This window comes from Plasticicumulans acidivorans (assembly GCF_003182095.1).
Lineage (GTDB): Bacteria > Pseudomonadota > Gammaproteobacteria > Competibacterales > Competibacteraceae > Plasticicumulans > Plasticicumulans acidivorans.
Genome location: NZ_QGTJ01000009.1, coordinates 162,624 through 183,060, shown reverse-complemented (window position 1 = coordinate 183,060; position 20,437 = coordinate 162,624). Strand labels below are relative to the sequence as shown.

The following is a 20,437-nucleotide window of genomic DNA, read 5'->3' as shown; positions in this document are numbered from 1 at the left end:
GCCGATGATAGTGTGGGGCCTCCCCATGTGAAAGTAGGGCACCGCCAGGCACCTTACACAACAAGCCCCTGACCCATTACAACGGTCAGGGGCTTCGCGTTTCTTGGGGTTTGAAAAACGCACAAACGACTGTCATCGAATCTGCGTGACGTCAGTCCGGCAGAAAGATCTCTGCCCGTAAACCGTGGGGGGCGCGATTGACTAATGTCAGTTCCCCGCCATGGGCGCGAGCGATGCTTCTTGCAATAGACAACCCCAGTCCAACCCCGCCTGTTTCTTGACTGCGTGAAGTCTCGATACGCACGAAAGGTTCCAGCACATCTTCAAGCGCTGCGTCTGGGATACCGGTGCCGTCGTCCTCGACGATGAGGAGTATCCCGTTGTTGGTGACGCATACGGATACACATGCATTGCCGGCGTAACGCACGGCATTTTCGATCAGATTGCGCAGCGCCCGGCGCAGTGCCTGTGGACGGCAGGTTCGGCGCAGGCGTGCGACCTGCTTGATCGTGACGTTCATGCCAAGCTCGACCAGATCATCAACCAGGCTTTCAGCGAGTGCCGCCAGATCAACGGGCCGGCTGATTTCACCTGCGTCTGCGCGTGCAAAGCTCAGGGTCGCCTCAACCAGGGCCTGCATTTCGTCGAGCGTCGTCAGAATCCGCTGGGCTGCTTCACGATCGTCGAGTAACTCGGCGCGCAGGCGCAATGTGGTCAGTGGCGTGCGCAAATCGTGGCTGACAGCTGCCAGCAGTCTGGTGCGATCCTGAACAAAGCGTGTGAGCCGTTGCTGCATGGTGTTGAACGCATGAGTCGCTGCGGCGACTTCGCGAGGCCCCGCCTCGGCTAAAGGTTCGACCGCTTCACCACGACCAAAACGCTCCGCAGCATTGGCCAGTTGACGCAATCCTCGGGTTGCCCGATGCACGGTCACCAGCACCGTGGCGCTGCCGAGCAGTGCGAGCAGCAGCAGCGCAATATCTGCAGCCCGCTCATTGGATGGCGGCAGCACAGTGATTGCATGAACGTTCAGCCAGCGCTGTCCGTCAAGCGCGACCGCCAGACGCAGGCCGGCGAACCGATGAGTGTGATTGACCGGCCCCTCGTGTGGAGAGCCGATCCGGCTGTCGAATCGAGAGCAGTCAGGTACTTGCGACGACGGGCTTTCTTCGAAGCTGACGTGTACCGTCGCCGGATCGACGCGCAGCATATGGGCAAGGCGTTCACTCAGCAGGTGCTCGCCGGCCTCCTGTGCTGTGGCAGCAGCAGGCTCGGCGGATACGGCATAACACTGGAACGGCAGGCCGAGTCCTTCGAGCAGCTGCGGCCAGGTGGATTCCGGCCAGCTGTCCAGCATGTGTCTGGCGACCACCGTGGCATCGAGCACCTGACCGCGAATCGCCGCGCGGACTGCTGCCTCCTCACGACGGTTCGACAGCATGATGCCGGCGACCTGCCAGATCAGCACGACGGCGAACAGGCCGAGCGCCAGCTGAGTGGTCAGTGACGCCGGTGAGCGTTTCACGACAGCGCTTCGACGCTGGCCACCAGTGCGTAACCCTCACCCCAGACCGTGCGGATCAGCTGCGGATCTTTCGGATCGGTTTCGATCTTGCGTCGCAGGCGGCTGACGATGTTGTCGATGCTGCGGTCGAACAGCTCGGCACTGCGCCCGGCGGTAATGTCGAGCAGCTGGTCACGTGTCAGCACGCGGCCCGGTCGCTCGACCAGTGCCTGCAGCAGCCGGAATTCCGCGGCACTGATGGCGACCGCGGTGCCGTCCGGTGCATCCAGTTCCCTCCGGTCGAGGTCGAAGGTCCAGCCGCCGAAACGGTAGCGGCGAGGTGTCTCGGGTGAAAGTTCACCACTGGCTGGCGCCTGCGCACGGCGCAGTACGGCACGGATACGCGCAAGCAGTTCACGTGGGTTGAATGGCTTGGTGACGTAATCGTCGGCGCCCATTTCCAGACCGACGATGCGATCGGCATCCTCGGCCACGGCCGTCAGCAGGATCACGGGTAAACGCGAGCTGGCGCGCAGCCAGCGACACAGTGACAGACCGTCTTCACCCGGCATCATGATGTCGAGCACCACCAGATCCGGTGCCGATACCTGCAATTGCTCACGCAACTGTGCACCGCCATTGGCCGTGCTTACCCGCAGACCGTGCTGCGTCAGGTACTGCGCCAGCAATTCGCGAATTTCACGATGATCGTCAACGACGAGAATATGAGGGATACGGTCCATACGGCCTCCGTGGCTTCAGCCTAAGCCCAAGTGCGGCCGCGTGCACCGGGGAAAATGTACGCATTTGTCGCAAATCCCGTGCTTGTGACGATTGGCCCAGATTCGCCGGCGCCGCGACGAACCTTATCCATGCTGACAGGCGTAGAAAGGCGGCAGATTCCATGACCGGGAGTTCTCTCATGTCGACGATGACGACGGTCAGGCCGTGGTTGCGTCTTGCGCATCGCTGGCTCGGCCTGATCTTTTTCCCCCTATTTATGATCATCTTGCTTTCCGGTGCGGTGCTCGCGCTCAAGCCGATCGTGGATGACCTCACCACGCCGGCCGTGACGGCACCGGTCGAGTCGGGCAGCGTTTTGCAGCGGCTGACACAGCTTGATCCGCAGGGGCAGGCGTCTTCACTGCGTATCGAAGGCGGTAGCATCGAACTGAACAGCCGCGGTGCCGGCCCGCAGGGACGCTTCGCTCTGGCGGATGGTCAGGTGCAGCCAGGCGGCGGTGTCGATGTGTTCGCGGTGACGGAGCAACTGCACAAGAACCTGCTGCTCGGACTCGGCGTGGTGGTCGAATGGGCGAGCTGGGCGATGCTCGCCATCGTCGTCTGCGGCCCGCTGCTCGGCTGGCTGCGTCTGCGCAATACGCTGCTTGGCTGGCACATGGCGGCCGGTTGGCTGCTACTGCCGCTGATCGCTATCGGACCGATCACTGCCGCCCTGATGATCCTGCACATCGGTGGCCCGCAGCTGCCGCCGATCGCACCGGCGCGTCCGGCACTGTCCCTGTCACGCGGTCTTGAACTGGCGGCTGCACAGGTGGATCTGAGCGGCCTGCACTGGGCGCGCAGCTTCCGCGCCGGTAGCGTGCTGCTGGAGGTGGGGAGCAGTGCTGGAGCTCAACGTTACATCGTTGACGGCGGCGGCAGTGTGCATGCGGCGCCCGCCAGCAAAGGTCTGGTCTCGGAGTTACATGAGGGAACCTGGGGTGGGGCCTGGTCCGGTGCGATCAATCTGCTCGCCGCGTTGACCTTGAGCGGGCTCAGCATCACCGGATTCTGGTCCTGGCTGCGCCGCAAGCGTCAAGCCGGCGGCAAGGTCGGCGCTGCCGAATGGCTGGTTGCCCACGCCAGTCAGACCGGCACGGCGGCCCGTCTCGCCGCGGCGACGGCCGATGCCTTGCGTCAGGCCGGGTACGAAGTCGCCTGCGCCTCGCTGGCGGCGCTCAGTCCGGCGGATCTCGAACGCTACCGCGGGGCCTTGCTGCTGGTGTCGACGACAGGCGAGGGTGATGTCGCGGAGCCGGGCCGACGTTTTGTCAGTGCCCTGCACGGTGCGCGCACAGCGGCACGCTTTTCACTGCTTGAGCTTGGCGATCGCCGCTATGCCCATTTTTGCGGTGGTGGTGAGACCGTGCGCAGCGCCCTGTTGGCCGCCGGCGCCAGCGAAGCCGTGCCGGCAGCGCAGGCTGATGGCGAACCGGTGGCGGCCTGGAGTGAATGGTTCAAGCGCACGCAGACGGCGTTCGGCATCGAGGCGGCGAGCAGTACGGCCGTGGCCATGTCCGTGCAGGATGCCGCAGTGAGCCTGAAGCTGATCGAGCGCGAGCGCCTCGATGATCCCGAAAGCGGCGACACCGCCGAAACCTGGCGTGTCTGCTTCGGTGTCGACACGCTGCCGGATTGCCGTCCGGGTGACTTGCTGCTGCTGGCACCGGCCGCGAACGATGTGGAGCGTTGCTATTCGCTCGGTCGCATCGAACGCGAAGGGCGCGGCGGGCGCCTGACGTTGACGGTCGGCCTGAAGCTCACCGAAAGCATCCACGGCGAACCGCATTACGGCCGCATGTCCTACAAGCTGTGCCGTGAGCTCGCGCAAGGTGTCGTGCTGCAGGGCAAGCTGCGTCGCCATCCTGGTTTCAATCCCCCCGCCATCGGTCGGCCGATGATCATGATTGCGGCCGGTTGCGGCATCGCACCGTTCCCCGGCTTCATCGCCGAGCGTGCCGGCGTCGAAGGTGCCGGCGCCAGCTGGCTGCTGTTCGGCAATCGCCACTTCGACGGCGATTTCCTCTACGGCCGCGAGTTGACGGCCTGGCGCGATCAGGGCGTGCTGACACGCCTCGATACCGCCTTCTCACGTGATGCCGGTGGCTGCCATTACGTGCCGGATGCCGTGCGCGAGCAGGCCGAAGAACTGCTGCGCTGGCTGGTCGAAGATGCCGCCGTGCTGTACGTCTGCGGTCGCAGCCGGCTCGGTGATGGCGTCGAGCGTGCGCTGATCGAGGCGCTGCAGGCCCACCGCGGCTTCGACAGCGCGGCGGCGCAGGCGCAGCTGCAGGACTGGCGTGCAGCCGGCCGCCTGCACTTCGATCTGTTCGATTGAGCCAAAAGCGCGCGCTGCCCGTTCCGTCATCGGCGCGGGCGGCGCGCGGTGTTGCCTGCATCAGAAACGTTCGTCGACGAAGCGGAACGGGTAGTCGCTTTCCTGGTAGTGGCCGGCTTTCTGTCGACGCGGCAGCTTCACCGGCTCGCGCGGCAGGTGCTCGTAGGGAATCTGCGCCAGCAGATGACTGATGACGTTGAGCCGCGCCCGCTTCTTGTCGTCAGAGCGCACGCAGTACCACGGCGCCCATTCGCTGTCGGTGGCGGCGATCATCTCGTCGCGTGCCCGCGAATAGTCATACCAGCGGCTGTAGGACTTGAGGTCCATCGGCGACAGCTTCCAGGTCTTGCGATCATCCTCGATGCGTGCGCGCAGGCGCCGCGTCTGCTCTTCCGGGCTGACTTCGAGCCAGTACTTGATGAGGATGATGCCGGACTTGACCATCGCTTTCTCGACCAGCGGTACCGCATCGAGAAACTCCAGCGCCTGCTGGTCGCTGCAAAAGCCCATGACCCGCTCGACGCCGGCGCGGTTGTACCAGCTGCGATCGAAAATCACGACTTCACCGGCGGCCGGCAGATGCGGCAGGTAGCGCTGCACGTACATCTGTGACTGCTCGCGCGGACTCGGTGCCGGCAGCGCGATGACGCGGAACACCCGCGGACTGACGCGCTCGGTGATCGCCTTGATCGTGCCGCCTTTGCCGGCGCCATCGCGCCCTTCGAAGACGATGCAGACCTTCAGCCCCTCCTTTTTGACCCACTCCTGCAAGTGGACCAGTTCCTCGTGCAGTGGCTTCAGCGCCGCCTCGTAGGCCTTGCGCTTCATCGGTGCATTCGCGGCACCGTCGATGGTTTCCACATCGAGCTCGGCGCCTTCCGCAGCGCGCTTCTTGTGATGTTTGTGTCCCATGGATCGCACTCCCAGGTGCTGGCTACGGCGCCCTGCCGACTGGCGGACGTCTATTCAGAGTCTAGCCAAACCGGCTGAAGGTGCTGTCCACGGCCCGTGGTCGAACGCTCAGCGGGCAGTCGACTCGCGCAGCTGCTGGCGGGCCGCCATCAGCGCGAAGCCGAGCAGGTTGAGGCCGAGCCAGTGCTGCGGATCATCGGCGCCGTCGATGAACTCGGCCATGCCGATGCCCCAGATCGCATCGTAAGGACTGGCCTCGACCAGCACCGCATCGCTGGTCGCCTGCAGATAGGCTGCGAGTGCCGGGTTCTGGCTGAACTTGGCGAGGCTGCCGCGCACGACGATGTCGAAGCGTTCTTGCTGCCAGCGGGCCTCGTCGAAGCCGCTGATCTTGCGCCCGAGCGCCTTGACGCGACCGGGATCGGCGTCGGCGAGGATGCGGGCGCGGATTGCCGCATCGCCGAACAGCCGGGCCTTCTCCGCCATCATGAAATGCTCGGCGGTCGGGTAATGCACGCCATCGAGCGTGAAGCCGGCGGCGAACCACTGGCTCAGGCAGTGCTGATCGACGCTGTTCACCGGCGCACGGTGCCCCCAGAAGAACACGTAATCGAAGTGTTCGCCGTTGGCGTGACGCCTGCGCAGGGTGTCGAGATCGAGTGGGGCGGGCATGGCTGGGCCTGCAATTGAGAGGAATGGCGGCGGCATCTTCGCGCAAGCCCCGGTAGGTCGCCAGGCGTGGCGCTCAGGCGAAGCGCCGCCAGCGCAGCAGGTACCAGCCGGCAGCCAGGGCGTTGGCGGCGAGCAGGCAGAGAAATGCCGTGCCGAAGGCCGCCTCCGGCAGGGCCCCGCCGGCTTCGAGCCCGCTGATCAGCCAGCCGATGGCGTAGCTCAGCGAGCCGCTGCCGATGAACATGAACAGGTTGAGGCCGGTGGCGCCGCGACCGACCAGCTCGCGCGGCAGACCGTGACTGAGCACCGTGTAGGTCAGCACGTTCAGCGAGGTGCCGAGACCGTACAGACACCACCACAACCACGGTCGCGGCCAGTGCAGGCAGATCGCCAGCAGCGCGCACAGCTCGATGGCCATGCCGACGGCGAGCAGGTGACGGTTGTCGATGCCGTGGCGGGCCAGGCGTTCGCTGAGCGCGCCGACGGCGAAGTACCCCGCCAGTGCCACCAGCGACATGGTCAGCATCAGGCTGGCCGCCGGTGCGCGTTCCAGGGCGCTGGCGTGCAGCAGCCACTGCATGCCCCACAGGCCCTGGATCGAAATGAAAGTGCCCATGCCGGTGAAGGCCCACGGCATCACCCACCAGAAGCGCGGGTGACGCAGCAGCATGCCGAGGCCGCGCCATTGCGCGGCGAACGAGCGCTGCGCTTTATCGATGCCGATATCCGGAATGGCGAACATCACACCGGCGGCCGCCAGTGCGCTGAGGACGGCGAGGCCGGTGAAGACCTGACGCCAGTCGAACAGCCCGAGCAGCGCTTCGACCGGCCGCGTCGCCAGCGCCGCGCCGAGGCCGCCGATCAGCATGATCCAGCCCGACAGCGATACCTGCCGCTGCGGCGGATACCACATGGCCGCGGCTTTCAGCGGCGCCGCGTAGCAGACGGCGACACCGACGGCGATCAGCACACGACCGAGGGCGAGCGCGGTAAAGCCGTCGGCGAGTGCGAACAGCAGCGCTCCGGCCGCCGCGACCAGCAGCAGCGCGCCTTCGCTGCGCCGCGGGCCGAAGCGATCGAGCAGCAGACCGCCGGGCAACTGCGCTGCGGCGAAGGCGTAGAGGTAGGCACTGGCCAGCAGACCGAGCGCGCGTGCATCGAGGGCGAACTGGCGTGCCAGCTCCGGTGAGATGACGCCGATGACGACGCGAAACAGCGAGGACAGACAGTACGCCGTGGCGAACGGCAGGAAAAAGCGCAGCAGCGGCACGACGGGCAACCTGAACAGCGGACGATGACCGGGGTGGCGGATTATGCCGCCATCCACCCGTTGATCCGTTTGGTCACATATTTCAAATAAATTGGAAATATAATCGACCGATTTCAACTCGCCCGCCACAGAGTCCGATCGTATGAGCGCGAAAACCTGGAACGTGCTGTTCCTGTGCACCGGCAATTCGGCGCGCAGCATCCTTGCCGAGAGCCTGATGAACCACTGGGGGGAAGGGCGCCTGCACGCCTATTCCGCCGGCAGCCATCCGACCGGCAGCGTCAATCCACTGGCCGTGCAGCTGCTCTCCCAGCTCGGCCTGCCCAGCACCGGGCTGCGTTCGAAGTCCTGGGATGAATTCGCCGCGTCCGGGGCACCGGCACTCGATTTCGTCATCACCGTCTGCGACAACGCGGCGGGCGAGGTCTGCCCGCTGTGGCCGGGGCAGCCGATCACCGCCCACTGGGGGGTGGCCGATCCGGCCGCGGTACAGGGCAGCGAGGCCGAGCGCATGCTGGCGTTTCGCGAGGCGCTGCGGGTGCTGGAGAATCGCATCAAGGCTTTCGCCGCACTGCGGCCCGAGGCGCTCGATCGTATGAGTCTGCAGCGCCGGCTCGACGAAATCGGCCGCAGCGGCCTGTGAAGCTTGCGTCACTCGGCCAGTCGTCGCCAGCTGGCCGTCATTGCCTTAAAGGGAGTTCCACGATGAAACGCCTGCATGTCCACATCGCTGTCGACGATCTCGCCGCGTCGCTGCGCTTCTACACCGCCTTGTTCGGCAGCGAGCCGAGCGTGTGCAAGGACGATTACGCCAAATGGATGCTCGATGACCCGCGCGTGAACTTCGCCATCAGCGCCCGCGGCCGTGCTCCGGGCCTCGATCACCTCGGCATCCAGGTCGAGGACGAGCAGGAGCTGGCGGGCGCCGTGGCGCAGCTCGCCGGTGCCGGGGCGCCGCTGATCGAGCAGGGCGAGACGGTGTGCTGCTACGCGTACTCGGAAAAGACCTGGATCCATGATCCGCAGGGCATCGCCTGGGAAACCTTCCTCACCCGCGGCGAAGCGACCCACTACGGCGAGCCGGCGCCGCTCGGCGAGGCCACTTCCTGCTGCGCACCGCCGGCAGCGCCCGCGGCCGAGCCGGCCGCCTGCTGTACGCCGCGCACCGGCTGCTGCTGAGGGGATCTCGATGAGTGCCGTATCCCGCCGCCTGTCCTTCCTCGACCGCTGGCTGACGCTGTGGATCTTTCTGGCGATGGCCGTCGGCGTCGCCTGGGGGCATTTCTTCCCGGGTATCGCCGATTTCTGGCAGGGCTGGCAGAGCGGCACGACCAGCCTGCCGATCGCCATCGGCCTGATCGTCATGATGTATCCGCCGCTGGCGAAAGTGCGCTACGAGGCGCTGCCGCAGGTGTTTCGCAACACCCGCGTGCTCGGTCTGTCGCTGCTGCAGAACTGGGTGATCGGCCCGCTGCTGATGTTCGTACTGGCAGTGACGCTGCTGCACGATCTGCCGCACTACATGGCCGGGCTGATCCTGATCGGTCTGGCGCGCTGCATCGCCATGGTCATCGTCTGGAACGAGCTGGCGCGCGGCGATACCGAATACTGCGCCGGCCTGGTCGCCTTCAACTCGGTATTCCAGGTGCTGTGCTTCCCGCTGTATGCGTGGCTGTTCCTCGGCGTGCTGCCGGGCTGGCTCGGTCTCGATACCTTTGCCGTCGATGTCTCGATGGCGCAGATCGCCCGCACCGTGTTCATCTACCTCGGCATCCCGTTCCTCGCCGGACTGCTGACGCGCCTGCTGCTGCGCCGGCTCAAGGGTGACGACTGGTACACGCGGGTGTTCGTGCCGCGCATCTCGCCGCTGACGCTGATCGCGCTGCTGTTCACCATCCTGGTGATGTTCTCGCTCAAGGGCGAGCTGATCGTGAAGATCCCGTTCGACGTGCTGCGCATCGCCGTGCCGCTGCTGATCTACTTCGTCATCATGTTCCTGGTCAGCTTCTGGCTCGGCCGCCGTCTCGGCGCCGACTACTCGAAGACGGCAACGCTGTCGTTTACGGCGGCGAGCAACAACTTCGAGCTGGCGATCGCCGTCGCCGTCGCCGTGTTCGGGCTCAATTCCGCCGAGGCTTTCACCGCGGTGATCGGCCCGCTGGTCGAGGTGCCGGCCCTGATCGCACTGGTCAACGTCGCGCTGTGGCTGCAGCGGCGCTGGTTCGGCGAGGCCGTCGACAGCACGCCGCTCGCCGGGCCGGCCTGTCCGCGCCAGTGAGCGCGCCGGAAGTCACTCGCTGTCGGCCGGCGTGACGCCGGCCGGGTCTTCGGCGACGAATTCGCCTCGATCGAAGTCGTAGGCGAAGACTTCGGCATAACGGCCCCAGTCGATGACCACGCTGAGTACGCGCTCGGCCTCGTCGCTGCTCAGCGTGTCTTCGAGTTCGCGCAGGAAGCGGCTTTCCGGCGCGCAGTGCTGCGGGCGCTCGTCGATGACGCGGCAGATGTGTGCCGCCAGCGGCACGTTGCGCACCAGATGCTCGGCGAAGATTTCCTTGCGCTGCAGGATGTCGGCTTCGAGGAAGGCGCGACCGTGCGCGGTGATCGAAATCAGGCCGGCGCTGACTTGCGCAAAGCCGAACAGCTCCAGCCCCTCGACGATCGGGAACAGCTCGTCGACTTCCAGTTCCAGCGCGTTGGCGGCGGCGGCCAGCTCGGCGCCCTGGTCGTCGTGCGCGGCGATCTCATCGAGCAGGCCGACCATCTGCTGCACGCCGCTGCCCGGCAGGCGGTGGCCGATGCCGATGCTGCGCGTTGTCGGGCCGCTGCTCATCAGCGTGTAGATGCGCTCGGTCAGCGCGCGGAAGGCCGGCGTCACCGGGTCGCGCGGGTGGCGCAGCGTCACCGCCAGCTCGGCTTTCAGGCGGCCGGGGTTGGCATCGAGGATGACGATACGGTCGGCGATCATCAGCACTTCCTCGATGCTGTGCGACACCATCAGGATCGCCCGTGTCGGGATGCGCCGTTCCAGCCACAGGTCGAGCAGGTCGTTGCGCAGCGTCTCCGAAGTCGGCACGTCGAGCGCGGAGAAGGCCTCGTCCATCAGCAGCACGTCGGGTGCCACCACCAGCGCCCGCGCAAACCCGACGCGCTGGCGCATGCCGCCCGACAGCTCCTTCGGGTAGGCCGACTCGAAGCCGTCGAGACCGATCATGTCGATCGCCGCCAGCGCACGTTTGTGCCGCTCGGCCGCTGCCACGCCCTGGGCTTCCAGGCCGAGTGCGACGTTTTCCAGCACGGTCAGCCAGGGGAACAGGCCGAAGGTCTGGAACACCATGCTGATGCGTGGCTCAGGTCGCGTCACCGGCTGGCCGCGGTAGAGCACGGCGCCGGCGCTGGCCGGGATCAGGCCGCAGAGGATGCGCAGCAGCGTCGACTTACCGCAGCCGGAGCGGCCGAGGATGGCGACGATCTCGCCGGCATGCAGCGTCAGATCGATGCCTTCGAGGATGCTGATCGAGCCCTGGTCGGGCGTGGTGTAGCGCTTGGCGACCTGCCGCAGTTCGAGCAGGGCGTCGCGCCGGGTGGCGTCTGAAGGAGCACTCATCGGGCAGGCTCAGTCGAGGGCCAGGCGGTTCTGCGCCCAGCCGTACAGGCGTTTCCACAGAAAGCGATTGCAGACGACGACGTACAGGCTCATCACCGCGATACCGAGCACTACGCGCGGCGTATCGCCGACGGCGGTCTGCTGGGCGATGTAGGCGCCGACGCCGGTCGCGGTGAGTGTGGTCGGGCCCCAGCTCACCACTTCCGAGACGACGCTGGCGTTCCAAGCACCGCCGGAAGCGGTCAGACCGCCGGTGAGGTAGGCCGGGAACACCGCCGGCAGCAGCACCCGCCGCCACAGCGGCCAGCCACGCAGCCCGAGGTTGGCGGCGGCCTCGCGCAGGTCGTTGGGCAGGGCGCTGGCGCCGGCGACGACATTGAAGAGGATGTACCACTGCGTGCCGAGGATCATCAGCGGGCTGACCCAGATCTCCGGGTTGAGCCGGAAGTGAACGATGCCGAGCACTGCCACCGGAAACAGCAGATTGGCCGGAAACGCCGACAGGAACAGCGCCAGCGGTTGGCTGCGGGCGGCAAGGCGCGGGTGCAGGCCGATGAGGATGCCGAGAGGCACCCACAGCAGCGTCGCCAGCAGGCTCAGCACCAGCACGCGCAGCAGCGTGCAGGCGCCGAGGCCGAACACCCGTGCGATTTCGGCATAACTCGCCTCGCGCAGGACAAAGCGTGCCAGCAGCACGGTGACGACGACGGCGGCGAGCGCCACGCCGAGATTGAACAGCAGCCCCGACCAGTCACCGAGCGGTGCCACGCGCCGCCATTTGATGCGCGGCACCGGCCGCCAGCGTCGCCGCGGTAGCCGCTGCGCCAGCCAGTGTCCGCCGGTGGCGAGCGCCAGCAGCGGCACGGCGAGCAGTGCACGCAGCCAGCGTGCGCGCGTCAGCAGTGTCAGCATCCACGACGCCGGCGTCGGCTGCGCCTGGGAGAATTCGAAGCGGAATTTGTCGGCCCAGGCCACCAGCGGGCGGAACACCAGCTGATCGTAGAGCGCGATCAGCAGTGCCATGCAGACGATGGCCCAGCCGATCGCATGCAGATCCTCGCGCTGGATCGCCACGGCGATGTAGGAGCCGACACCCGGCAGTAGCACGCTGTGGCCGCCGACGGTGATCGCCTCCGAGGCGACGACGAAGAACCAGCCGCCGGACACCGACATCATCGCGTTCCACACCAGATTCGGTGCCGCGAAGGGCAGTTCGAGCTTGCAGAAGCGCTGCCACGGCGACAGCCCGAACAGGTCGGCGACCTGGTACAGGTCCTTCGGCACCATGCGCAGCGAATAGAAGAAGCTGAAGGCCATGTTCCAGGCCTGCGAGGTGAAGATGGCAAAGATCGCCGCGCACTCGGCGCCGAGCAGATTGCCGGGGAACAGCTTGATGAACCACACCACCGTCACCGACAGAAAGCCAAGGATCGGCACCGACTGCAGCACATCGAGCAGCGGGATCAGCACCTGCTCGGCGCGTCGGCTGGCGGCGGCGAGCTTGGCGAACACGCAGGTAAAGACAAAGGAGCAGAGCAGCGCCGCCGCCATGCGCAGGGTGGTGCGCAGCGCGTATTCCGGCAGCGCCTGCGGCTGGAGCGAGATCGCCGGCGCGGCATCGACGGCATACGGCACGTGCATGCCGCGGCTACCCCAGGCCAGCAGGAACAGCACGCTGAACAGCAGCGGAAAGGCAAGCAGATCCCAGCGGCTGGGCAGCGCACGCAAGGCGGGCAGCGGCTGGAGTTCGGGGCGGCGCGGCATCAGCAGGGCTCAGCGTGACGGGATGAGGAGCGTGGTCGTAGCAGACGCCTAGTTCAGCGCGTTCAGGTTAGCGCTGGGTTAAACACCGCCGGCTGCCTCGCTCAATCCAGCCAATCTTGCGGTGCGGCACACAGCTGCGTCAGCCGCGTGTAGAAGCGGCCGACGTGCAGGCCGTCGACCAGGGCGTGATGCACCTGCAGCGCCACCGGCAGCCGCCAGCCGCCGGCGTGCTCCTGATAGCGGCCGACCGAGACGATCGGGATCGAGGCGTAGCTGCGGGAAAATGGATGCGTGATCGCCGTGAAGCTGAACCACGGCAGATTGCTGATGAAAAACAGCTGGTCCTTGCGCCCGGTGCCGAGCTCGGGCTGGCTGCGCACGGCCGCGATGCGCGCACGGGCGTGATCGCGGTAGCGGGCATACGGCTGCAGGTGCAGCGAGTCGCAGAAGGAGAAGGTCTCGTCATCGAGCAGCACGGTGTAGCCCGGGTCGACCTGCTCGAACTCCCACGGCTCGCCGTCGATGATGCGCTGGCGCAGCGCCGGTACTGCGTTGACCGCCAGCGAGATCAGGTAGCTGAGCGGCACGAAGAAGCCGTCGTCGCGTGCATCGAGAAAACACTTCAGCGCGCTGATGTCGATTTCGCAGGTGGTCGAGAACACCGGCACTTCGCGGTCCTTGAAGGCCAGGAACAGGGCTTTGCGCGGATAGTGTTCGAGGTCGATCTGCTGCGGCATGCTGCGGGCACCGTGGCCGGGAGGAGGCGTCCGGTCTAACAGACGCCGCCGCAGCGCACCAGCGCCGTCCGGCTACGGCCGTGCTCGCCAGATGGTGTTGACTACACTTCGCAGGGCCTTTCAGCCCAGCGACGGCCCGCCATGCCCGATCACGCCCCCCGCCCACGCGTCGGCCACTTCCGCGAAATCCTGCTCTGGCCGCTGCAGCTGATGCCGCTGCGCGAGCACTGGCAGATCCAGAATCACTGGCAACTGCTCGAACAGCCGGGAGCGGACAATCCCTGGCTCAAGGTCGATGATGATTTCAGCGGCGATGCCGAGGACTTTCCGCTCAGCCGCTATCGCGAGTTCGCCACCTTCCTGCCGCACGTGCGCCGCTTTCTGTACGGCGATGGCAAGGGCAGCGCGCTGGCTGCGGCCGAATCGCCGATCCGCGTGTTTCGCCGCAGCGACGTGCAGCGCGTGCGCTGTACGTTTCCCGACCCGGCACAGCCGCCGCTCGAACTCGACGTCGCCCGCGTCGAGCTGTTTTTTTTCTATGACATCGACGTCACCGTGCTGGCGATCGAGCTGCACGGCGCCGACATCGCGCTCGATCTGCTGCAGGAGCTGACCTATCGCTTCGGCCGCGCCTATCCGGTGTACTGGGAGGCCGACGGCAGCGGCGGCCACTGTCTGCAGCTTGTCGAATGGCTGGCCGCCGATGGCCGCGTGCTGGCGGCGTCCGATTATCAGGATCGCGGCAAATTCGTGCGCCACGTCGGCGAGTACCGCGCGCCGATCGAAGCCGCCCACTGGGAATTCCTGCTGCGGCCGCTGGTGCAGCACCACTCGGCGGCGCCCGGCCTGCTGCGCTATCGCCAGCTCGAATATCACCGCATGCTGGTGATGGCCTATCTCGCCTTCGACGACGATCCGCGCCGGCTGAGCCGCAATGACTTCATGCGCCTGGCGCTGATCACGCCGCCCGGCGCGCCCGAGCGGCCGCCGTTCCAGGGCGCTGAGGCCGATGCCTTCGAGGCGCGTCACTGCTACGACCGCTTCTGGAATAACGACGCGGACGGCGCCCCCGGTGTGCGCTACCTGTGCTGCGGCGAAGCCTTCACGATGGTGGGCAGCGTGCACTCGCCGTATTTCTTCGCGCCGAACGGCAGCCTGCTCGAACAGTTCCGCCACCAGTACTTCCTGCTGTTCCTGATCCCGCATCTGCACAAGGCGACGCTGCTGATGCTCTCGGACCGGCTGGTGTACTGGCTCAAGCAGCTCGACATCGGCGACCCGGAGTCGGTCAAGCGCTTCAAGCGCGAGATTCGCAAGCTCAAGGAAATCTTCCTGCGCTTCACCCACCGCTACTGGTTCCGCGCGCTGACCGATCAGTACCAGGCGCGCGAGCTGTACCGCATGCAGCGCGAGTTTCTCGGCACCGAGGCGCTGTATGCCGAGGTACGCGAGCGCATCGAAGACATGATCCAGTACCTCGAATCCGACTCGCTGCGGCGGCAGGCGAACACCGTGGTGCGCCTGACCGTGGTCACGGCCTTCGGCCTGATCGGTACCACCGTCACCGGCTATTTCGGCATGAATCTGCTCGGTCTGGAGGGGCTCGGCCTGCCGCTCAAGCTGCTATATTTCTTCGGCGTGCTGGGGGTGACCACCTGGGTCACCTTCTACACGGTGGTGAAGTCCAAGCGCCTGTCGGACTTCCTTGATCTGCTCTCCGATGAGCGTGAGCCGCCGCACCGCAAGATCGCGGCGTTCCTCAAGGTGTGGATGGCCTCGCGCAGGGCGGATGACTGAGGCCGCGCGCTAGCCGGCATCGGGCAGCGCGGCCGCCAGCCGCGGCGCGATCCAGTCCATGAACTGACGCACCCGCGCCGACAGCAGCCGCGCATGCGGATAGACCAGCTGCACCGGCAGCGCCGGCGGCTCGAACGGCTGCAGCAGGCGCTGCAGGCGGCCGGCGGCGAGCGCCGGCGCCACCTGATAGTGCAGCAGGCGGGTGAAGCCGAGCCCGTGTTCGCAGGCACTGCGCACTGCCTGCACCTGGTTGGTCGCGAGCTTCGCCGTCACCTCGACGTTGAGCACCTCGCCATCGGCCTGAAAACTCCACTGCCGGCCCTGCGGCGCGAAGCACACGCAGGGCAGTTCGGCGAGCTGCACCGGGTGGGCCGGCGTACCGAGGCGCGCGATCAGCTGCGGGCTGGCGCAGATGACCTGGCGGGTGCGCCCGAGCGGCAGCGCGACCAGCGAGGAATCCGGCAGCCGGCCGATGCGCAGCGCCAGATCCAGACCTTCTTCGAGCAGATCGACGATACGGTCGAGCAGCGTCAGCTCGATGCTCAGCGCCGGGTGCGCGTCGAGGAACTGGTTGACCAGCGGCAGCAGGTGTTCGCGCCCGAGCTCGACCGGCGCGGTGATGCGCAGCACGCCGCTGGCCTGCAGGCGGCGGGCATCGAAGCCGTGTTCGATGGCCTCGAACTCACCGAGGATGCGCCGGCACCAGGCGAGGTATTCCGCGCCCTCGTCGGTCAGCGCCAGGCGGCGGGTGTTGCGGTTGATCAAGCGCACGCCGAGCTGGCGCTCCAGCGCCGCCAGGCTGCGCACCACCGCCGCCGTCGAGTTGCCGAGCGCCTCCGCCGCTGCGGTCAGGCTGCCGCTGTCGACGATGCGCACGAAGGTGGTCATCGCCTTGAGCTTATCCATGGGCCGGCTCCGATCTGTGCGCTGGCTGCACAAGTGTTGTCAGCGCGCCGGCATTGGTGCGCCGGCGGCGGGCACCGACACTGCGTCCCACCTTCCCGGCCACACGCCTTCGGTGCATTGCCAATGACTTCGACATCGTGTTCACCCGCGGACCTGGCGAGCGCGTCCGCTGCCAGTCCCGCCCGCATCGTCGCCTTCGATCACGTCGGCATCCGCGTCAGCGACCGCGCGCAGGCACTGGCTTTTTACCAGCGCCTCGGCTTCAGCGAGAGCGCGCATTTCCCGGACTACGAGGCCAACGAGATGCTCAGCGCCGACGGCGTGCGCATCAACCTGATCTTCAACGCCGCGCGCCAGCCGGCCGCCCACAACGTGCTGCTCGACGCGGCGGTGAAGCTGCCGGGCATGACCCATCCGGCCTTCGTCGTCGATGACCTGACGGCGCTGCAGGACTGGCTGCAGCGCCAGGGCATCCGCATCACCGAAGGTCCGCACCCGATCGGTCCGCGCCGCATCGCGCTGTTCATCCGCGATCCGGACGGCAATGTCCTCGAATTCAATCAACTGTTGCACCCCCGCTGACCACCCCAGGAGAACCCGCATGAAACTCTATGATCTGGAACTGTCCGGCAACTGCTACAAGGTCCGGCTGTTCGCCGCACTGGCGCAGATCGACATCGACTGCGTCGCCGTCGACTTCCTCGGCGGCGAGCACAAGCGCGCGCCGCTGATCGAGCTCAACCCCTGGGGCGAGCTGCCGATCCTGGTCGACGGCGAACTGGTCCTGCGCGACTCGCAGGCGATTCTGGTCTATCTGGCGGCGCGTTACGGCGGTGCCGCCTGGTGGCCGGTCGAGCCGCAGCTGCAGGGTGAGGTGATGCAGTGGCTGTCGACCTCGGCCAACGAGATCCAGAACGGTCCTTCGGCCGCGCGTCTGGTCGACAAGTTCGGCTTCGTCCTCGACAAGGCGGTGGCGCTGGACAAGGCCGCGCGCATCCTCGGCCTGATCGACGGGCACCTGGCGAGCCATGACTGGCTGGCCGCCGGCCGGCCGACGATTGCCGACTGCGCAGTGTTCCCCTACGTCGCGCTCGCCCCGGAAGGTGGCATCGACCTCGCGCCGTACCGCCACATCGCCCGCTGGATCGATCGCGTCAAGTCACTGCCGCGCTACCTGGCGATGCCCGGCACCTGACGCCGCGCTACCGCGCCGCCGTGCATGGCTGACATGCGCGGCGGCGGCTGGTGTCGGCGTGCGCACTCGCTACGGTGAAGTGCAGCGACTTACCGCCTGAACGATTCCGAGGAGGCCCGCCATGTCCGCCGATTTCGTCCGCTGCGAGTATCCGCAGGCCGGTTACGCCGAGCTGGTCATCGACCGCCCGGCTGCGCGCAATGCCCTGTGCCGGGCGCTGACCGATGCACTCGCCGAGCACCTGGCGCGGCTGGCGGGCGAGCCGCAGGTGCGCGTGGTGCTGCTGCGCGCTGAGGGTGAGCACTTCGCCGCCGGTGCCGACATCCGCGAGATGCTCGGCATCAGCGCCGAAGCCGCCGTGGCCAGCGACTTCGCCGGCTGCTGCACGGCGCTCGGCGAATTTCCCAAGCCGCTGCTGGCGCTGGTGCAGGGCTTTGCGCTCGGCGGCGGCTGCGAGCTGGTGGAGATGTGCGATGTGGTGCTGGCGGCGGACGACGCCGTGTTCGCCCACCCGGAAATCCGCCTCGGCACCATGCCGGGCGCCGGCGGCACGCAGCGCCTGCCGCGGCTGATCGGCATGGCCAAGGCGCTCGACCTGCTGCTCAGCGGCCGGCGCATGGACGCCCGCGAGGCCGAGCGCTGCGGGCTGGTCTCGCGCATCGTGCCGCGCCAGCGTCTGCTCGATGAAGGCCGGGCGCTGGCTGCCGAGCTGGCGACGCTGTCGGGCGAGGTGCTGATGCTGATCAAGCGTGCCGCGCGCGACGGCGCCAGCCTGCCGCTCGCCGCCGGGCTGCGCCTGGAGCGGCAGCTGTTTCACCACAGCCTCGCGCTGGCCGACCGCGAGGAGGGCATGCGCGCCTTCCTCGATAAACGGCCGGCGCATTTCAATGCCTGTCCCGCTGCCGTGATCCCTGATCAGCCGACGGATATCTGAGCCCGAACGCGGACGATCAGGCAAAGCCGCCGTTGACGCGCAGCACCTGAGCGTTGACCCAGGCACCGTCGGCGCCGGCGAGGAATGACACCGCTGCGGCGATGTCGTCGGGCTGACCGAGGCGTTCGAGCGGCGCCTGGCCGACGATCTGCGCGATCTGCCCCTCGCTTTTGCCGGAGAGGAACAGCTCGGTGGCGACCGGGCCGGGGGCGATGGCGTTGACCGTGATGTTGCGTCCGCGCAGCTCATTGGCGAACACCCGCACCAGTCCTTCGACCCCGGCCTTGCTGGCGATATACGGCCCGTAGCCGGGGAAGTTCTTCGCCAGCACGCTGGAGGACAAGGCGATGAAGCGACCGCCGTTCCCGAGGTGGCGGGCCGCGGCGGCCATCATCAGAAAGGTGCCGCGCAGATTGGTGGCGATGACGCGGTCGAAGGCGTCGAGACTGTCATCGGCGATCGGCGCGATCGGCATGATGCCGGCGCTGTTGACGACGACGTCGACACGCCCGAAATGGGACTGCGTGCAGGCGAACAGCCGTTCGACATCTCCGGCGTTACCGACGTCGGCCTGCACGGCGAGCGCCCGGCCGCCGCGCGCGCTGATCGCCGCCACGGTCTGCGCCGCGCCTTCGGCCTGGCCGGCGTAGTTGACGACGACGGCCAGGCCATCGGCCGCCAGCCGTTCGGCAATGGCCCGGCCGATGCCGCGCGAAGCGCCGCTGACAATGGCGATCCGCGGGCCGTCGTCTAGAGTGGTGGGTTGTGTCAGATTCATTACGCGGTTCCTGCTCGTCGAGGTGGTGGGGTGCCCGTGTCGCGCGGGCGCTGGCAGCGGTGCCTGTCCCCGGAACGTCCAGTTCTGCGGGACTTTGGTTTCCAGCCGCAGACAGAGCATCACCGTTGATCGCGCATGGATAAATCAGCACAAATGAATTTGATCATTCAAAAACCACCAACAATAGAGTGCTATGGATCGACTTGAGACCCTGCGTTTGTTTACCCGCATCGTCGAGCTCGGCAGTTTCACCCGTGCCGCCGATGCGCTGGTGCTGCCGCGCGCCACGGCCACGAACGCGATCAAGGCACTGGAGGAGCGGCTTGGCGCACGTCTGCTGGCGCGCACGACCCGGCAGGTGCAGCCGACGCTGGATGGACAGGCTTTCTACGAACGCTGTGTGCAGATCCTCGGTGAACTGGACGACGCCGAGTCCTCGCTGCGCCACCTGAACTCCAGCCCGCGCGGCACGCTGCGCGTCGACCTGCACGGCACGCATGCGACCGCCATCGTGCTGCCGCGCATCGATGCGTTTCACCGCCGTTATCCCGATATCGAGCTGCGCGTCAGCAGCGGTGACCGTCTGGTCGATCTGATCCGCGAAGGCATCGACTGCGTGGTGCGTGCCGGCGATCCGCACGACGCTTCGCTGGTGAGCCGTCGCCTGGCGCTGATGCCGCAGCTGATCTGCGCCAGCCCGGAATATCTGCGCTGTCACGGTGTGCCGCGGCATCCGCGGGAACTGGTCGACCATCAGGCGGTGAATTTCTTTTCCAGCACCGTGACACAGCGCTATCCATTCGAGCTGATCGTCGACGGCGAGCTGCGCGAATTCTCGCCGAGCGGCTGGCTGGCAGTCAGCGATGCCGAGAGCTATGTCATCTGCGCCCTGAGCGGCTGCGGTCTGATCCAGCTGCCGCGCTATCACGTTGCCGCGGAGCTGCGCGCCGGGCGGCTGGTCGAGGTGCTGTCGGCCTGGCGCAGCCCGCCGTTGCCGGTCGCCGCACTGTATCCGCAGCACCGCCAGCTGTCGCGCCGAGTGCGCGTGTTCATCGACTGGATCGCTGCGCTGTATACCGAGCGCTTCGGGGCGCCGGAGTCGTTTCCGTCACTCGCCGCGGACGATGCCTGAAACCGCTCAGGCTGAGCCGGACGCGGCCTCGTCCTGCCCTGATTTGTCTTGCATATCCTTGGCTTGATGCACCGCAGCGATTTTTTTCCCGGACTGGGGTAGAAGCCT

General features: G+C 66.8%; 19 protein-coding genes. 9 read left to right on the top strand and 10 right to left on the bottom strand.

Annotation, left to right across the window (positions count from 1 at the left end; genetic code table 11):
- Positions 1 to 151: 151 nt before the first annotated feature.
- Entirely contained in the window at positions 152 to 1,525 is a 1,374-nt protein-coding gene (locus C7443_RS15390) for an ATP-binding protein (RefSeq protein WP_110019504.1), read from the bottom strand.
- Positions 1,522 to 2,247: a response regulator gene (locus C7443_RS15385; RefSeq protein ID WP_110019503.1), complete on the bottom strand. Its 726-nt coding sequence runs from the start codon at positions 2,245 to 2,247 to the stop codon at positions 1,522 to 1,524. Before C7443_RS15385 ends, C7443_RS15390 begins: the two co-directional genes overlap by 4 nt.
- Before the next feature lie 179 nt (positions 2,248 to 2,426).
- Here C7443_RS15385 and C7443_RS15380 point away from each other — a divergent pair, with 179 nt between their 5' ends.
- Entirely contained in the window at positions 2,427 to 4,625 is a 2,199-nt protein-coding gene (locus C7443_RS15380) for a PepSY domain-containing protein (RefSeq protein WP_170123641.1), read from the top strand.
- A gap of 60 nt (positions 4,626 to 4,685) precedes the next feature.
- On the opposite strand, the gene ppk2 is transcribed toward C7443_RS15380, so the two are convergent.
- The 3 genes from ppk2 to C7443_RS15365 form a co-directional block, all read right to left on the bottom strand.
- Complete coding sequence (gene ppk2, locus C7443_RS15375) at positions 4,686 to 5,453, bottom strand: polyphosphate kinase 2 (RefSeq protein WP_110019513.1); 768 nt, start codon at positions 5,451 to 5,453, stop codon at positions 4,686 to 4,688.
- A 192-nt stretch (positions 5,454 to 5,645) separates the two neighbouring features.
- On the bottom strand, positions 5,646 to 6,209 hold the full coding sequence (locus C7443_RS15370; protein WP_110019501.1) for a riboflavin biosynthesis intermediates N-glycosidase: 564 nt from the start codon (positions 6,207 to 6,209) through the stop codon (positions 5,646 to 5,648).
- A gap of 73 nt (positions 6,210 to 6,282) precedes the next feature.
- Positions 6,283 to 7,479 (bottom strand): MFS transporter, encoded by a 1,197-nt coding sequence (locus C7443_RS15365; RefSeq protein ID WP_170123639.1) that lies wholly within the window; start codon positions 7,477 to 7,479, stop codon positions 6,283 to 6,285.
- A 142-nt stretch (positions 7,480 to 7,621) separates the two neighbouring features.
- On the opposite strand from C7443_RS15365, the gene C7443_RS15360 reads away from it, so the two are divergent.
- The 3 genes from C7443_RS15360 (at position 7,622) to arsB (ending at position 9,757) form a co-directional block, all read left to right on the top strand.
- A complete protein-coding gene (locus tag C7443_RS15360; protein WP_110019512.1) occupies positions 7,622 to 8,122 on the top strand; it encodes an arsenate reductase ArsC in 501 nt (166 codons plus the stop codon).
- Between the two features lie 62 nt (positions 8,123 to 8,184).
- Positions 8,185 to 8,658 (top strand): ArsI/CadI family heavy metal resistance metalloenzyme, encoded by a 474-nt coding sequence (locus tag C7443_RS15355; protein WP_110019499.1) that lies wholly within the window; start codon positions 8,185 to 8,187, stop codon positions 8,656 to 8,658.
- 10 nt (positions 8,659 to 8,668) lie between these two features.
- The gene (arsB, locus tag C7443_RS15350) at positions 8,669 to 9,757 is read left to right on the top strand and encodes an ACR3 family arsenite efflux transporter (protein WP_110019498.1); all 1,089 of its coding nucleotides are present in this window, start codon (positions 8,669 to 8,671) and stop codon (positions 9,755 to 9,757) included.
- A 12-nt stretch (positions 9,758 to 9,769) separates the two neighbouring features.
- On the opposite strand, the gene C7443_RS15345 is transcribed toward arsB, so the two are convergent.
- From C7443_RS15345 to C7443_RS15335, 3 genes are all read right to left on the bottom strand, one after another.
- Entirely contained in the window at positions 9,770 to 11,086 is a 1,317-nt protein-coding gene (locus tag C7443_RS15345) for an ABC transporter ATP-binding protein (RefSeq protein WP_110019497.1), read from the bottom strand.
- Positions 11,087 to 11,095: 9 nt separating this feature from the next.
- The gene (locus C7443_RS15340; protein ID WP_110019496.1) at positions 11,096 to 12,850 is read right to left on the bottom strand and encodes an ABC transporter permease; all 1,755 of its coding nucleotides are present in this window, start codon (positions 12,848 to 12,850) and stop codon (positions 11,096 to 11,098) included.
- Positions 12,851 to 12,951: 101 nt separating this feature from the next.
- Entirely contained in the window at positions 12,952 to 13,587 is a 636-nt protein-coding gene (locus C7443_RS15335; RefSeq protein ID WP_110019495.1) for a CatA-like O-acetyltransferase, read from the bottom strand.
- Between the two features lie 141 nt (positions 13,588 to 13,728).
- Here C7443_RS15335 and C7443_RS15330 point away from each other — a divergent pair, with 141 nt between their 5' ends.
- Complete coding sequence (locus tag C7443_RS15330) at positions 13,729 to 15,384, top strand: CorA family divalent cation transporter (protein ID WP_110019494.1); 1,656 nt, start codon at positions 13,729 to 13,731, stop codon at positions 15,382 to 15,384.
- A 9-nt stretch (positions 15,385 to 15,393) separates the two neighbouring features.
- Here the strand turns inward: C7443_RS15330 and C7443_RS15325 are convergent, their stop codons facing one another.
- A complete protein-coding gene (locus C7443_RS15325) occupies positions 15,394 to 16,290 on the bottom strand; it encodes a LysR family transcriptional regulator (RefSeq protein ID WP_110019493.1) in 897 nt (298 codons plus the stop codon).
- Between the two features lie 123 nt (positions 16,291 to 16,413).
- On the opposite strand from C7443_RS15325, the gene C7443_RS15320 reads away from it, so the two are divergent.
- The 3 genes from C7443_RS15320 to C7443_RS15310 all read left to right on the top strand — a co-directional run bounded on the left by C7443_RS15320 (position 16,414) and on the right by C7443_RS15310 (position 18,419).
- Positions 16,414 to 16,872 carry a VOC family protein gene (locus C7443_RS15320; protein WP_110019492.1) on the top strand — a complete coding sequence of 153 codons (459 nt, stop codon included), beginning with the start codon at positions 16,414 to 16,416 and terminating at the stop codon, positions 16,870 to 16,872.
- A 19-nt stretch (positions 16,873 to 16,891) separates the two neighbouring features.
- Positions 16,892 to 17,485, top strand: a complete 594-nt coding sequence (locus C7443_RS15315) for a glutathione S-transferase family protein (protein WP_110019491.1) — start codon at positions 16,892 to 16,894, stop codon at positions 17,483 to 17,485.
- 121 nt (positions 17,486 to 17,606) lie between these two features.
- The gene (locus C7443_RS15310; protein WP_110019490.1) at positions 17,607 to 18,419 is read left to right on the top strand and encodes an enoyl-CoA hydratase/isomerase family protein; all 813 of its coding nucleotides are present in this window, start codon (positions 17,607 to 17,609) and stop codon (positions 18,417 to 18,419) included.
- Positions 18,420 to 18,435: 16 nt separating this feature from the next.
- On the opposite strand, the gene C7443_RS15305 is transcribed toward C7443_RS15310, so the two are convergent.
- Positions 18,436 to 19,197, bottom strand: a complete 762-nt coding sequence (locus C7443_RS15305) for an SDR family oxidoreductase (RefSeq protein ID WP_110019489.1) — start codon at positions 19,195 to 19,197, stop codon at positions 18,436 to 18,438.
- A 193-nt stretch (positions 19,198 to 19,390) separates the two neighbouring features.
- Between C7443_RS15305 and C7443_RS15300 the strand changes: the two genes are divergently transcribed.
- Positions 19,391 to 20,329: a LysR family transcriptional regulator gene (locus tag C7443_RS15300; RefSeq protein WP_110019488.1), complete on the top strand. Its 939-nt coding sequence runs from the start codon at positions 19,391 to 19,393 to the stop codon at positions 20,327 to 20,329.
- Positions 20,330 to 20,437 lie beyond the last annotated feature (108 nt).

What these genes read in the sequence shown, in the direction of transcription:
- C7443_RS15385 (WP_110019503.1), bottom strand. Translation starts at nt 2,247, where the DNA reads ATGGACCGTATCCCTCATATTCTCGTCGTTGACGATCATCGTGAAATT.
- C7443_RS15380 (WP_170123641.1), top strand. Translation starts at nt 2,427, where the DNA reads ATGTCGACGATGACGACGGTCAGGCCGTGGTTGCGTCTTGCGCATCGC.
- ppk2 (WP_110019513.1), bottom strand. Translation starts at nt 5,453, where the DNA reads ATGAAGCGCAAGGCCTACGAGGCGGCGCTGAAGCCACTGCACGAGGAA.
- C7443_RS15370 (WP_110019501.1), bottom strand. Translation starts at nt 6,209, where the DNA reads ATGCCCGCCCCACTCGATCTCGACACCCTGCGCAGGCGTCACGCCAAC.
- C7443_RS15360 (WP_110019512.1), top strand. Translation starts at nt 7,622, where the DNA reads ATGAGCGCGAAAACCTGGAACGTGCTGTTCCTGTGCACCGGCAATTCG.
- C7443_RS15355 (WP_110019499.1), top strand. Translation starts at nt 8,185, where the DNA reads ATGAAACGCCTGCATGTCCACATCGCTGTCGACGATCTCGCCGCGTCG.
- arsB (WP_110019498.1), top strand. Translation starts at nt 8,669, where the DNA reads ATGAGTGCCGTATCCCGCCGCCTGTCCTTCCTCGACCGCTGGCTGACG.
- C7443_RS15345 (WP_110019497.1), bottom strand. Translation starts at nt 11,086, where the DNA reads ATGAGTGCTCCTTCAGACGCCACCCGGCGCGACGCCCTGCTCGAACTG.
- C7443_RS15340 (WP_110019496.1), bottom strand. Translation starts at nt 12,850, where the DNA reads ATGCCGCGCCGCCCCGAACTCCAGCCGCTGCCCGCCTTGCGTGCGCTG.
- C7443_RS15335 (WP_110019495.1), bottom strand. Translation starts at nt 13,587, where the DNA reads ATGCCGCAGCAGATCGACCTCGAACACTATCCGCGCAAAGCCCTGTTC.
- C7443_RS15330 (WP_110019494.1), top strand. Translation starts at nt 13,729, where the DNA reads ATGCCCGATCACGCCCCCCGCCCACGCGTCGGCCACTTCCGCGAAATC.
- C7443_RS15325 (WP_110019493.1), bottom strand. Translation starts at nt 16,290, where the DNA reads ATGGATAAGCTCAAGGCGATGACCACCTTCGTGCGCATCGTCGACAGC.
- C7443_RS15320 (WP_110019492.1), top strand. Translation starts at nt 16,414, where the DNA reads ATGACTTCGACATCGTGTTCACCCGCGGACCTGGCGAGCGCGTCCGCT.
- C7443_RS15315 (WP_110019491.1), top strand. Translation starts at nt 16,892, where the DNA reads ATGAAACTCTATGATCTGGAACTGTCCGGCAACTGCTACAAGGTCCGG.
- C7443_RS15310 (WP_110019490.1), top strand. Translation starts at nt 17,607, where the DNA reads ATGTCCGCCGATTTCGTCCGCTGCGAGTATCCGCAGGCCGGTTACGCC.
- C7443_RS15305 (WP_110019489.1), bottom strand. Translation starts at nt 19,197, where the DNA reads ATGAATCTGACACAACCCACCACTCTAGACGACGGCCCGCGGATCGCC.
- C7443_RS15300 (WP_110019488.1), top strand. Translation starts at nt 19,391, where the DNA reads ATGGATCGACTTGAGACCCTGCGTTTGTTTACCCGCATCGTCGAGCTC.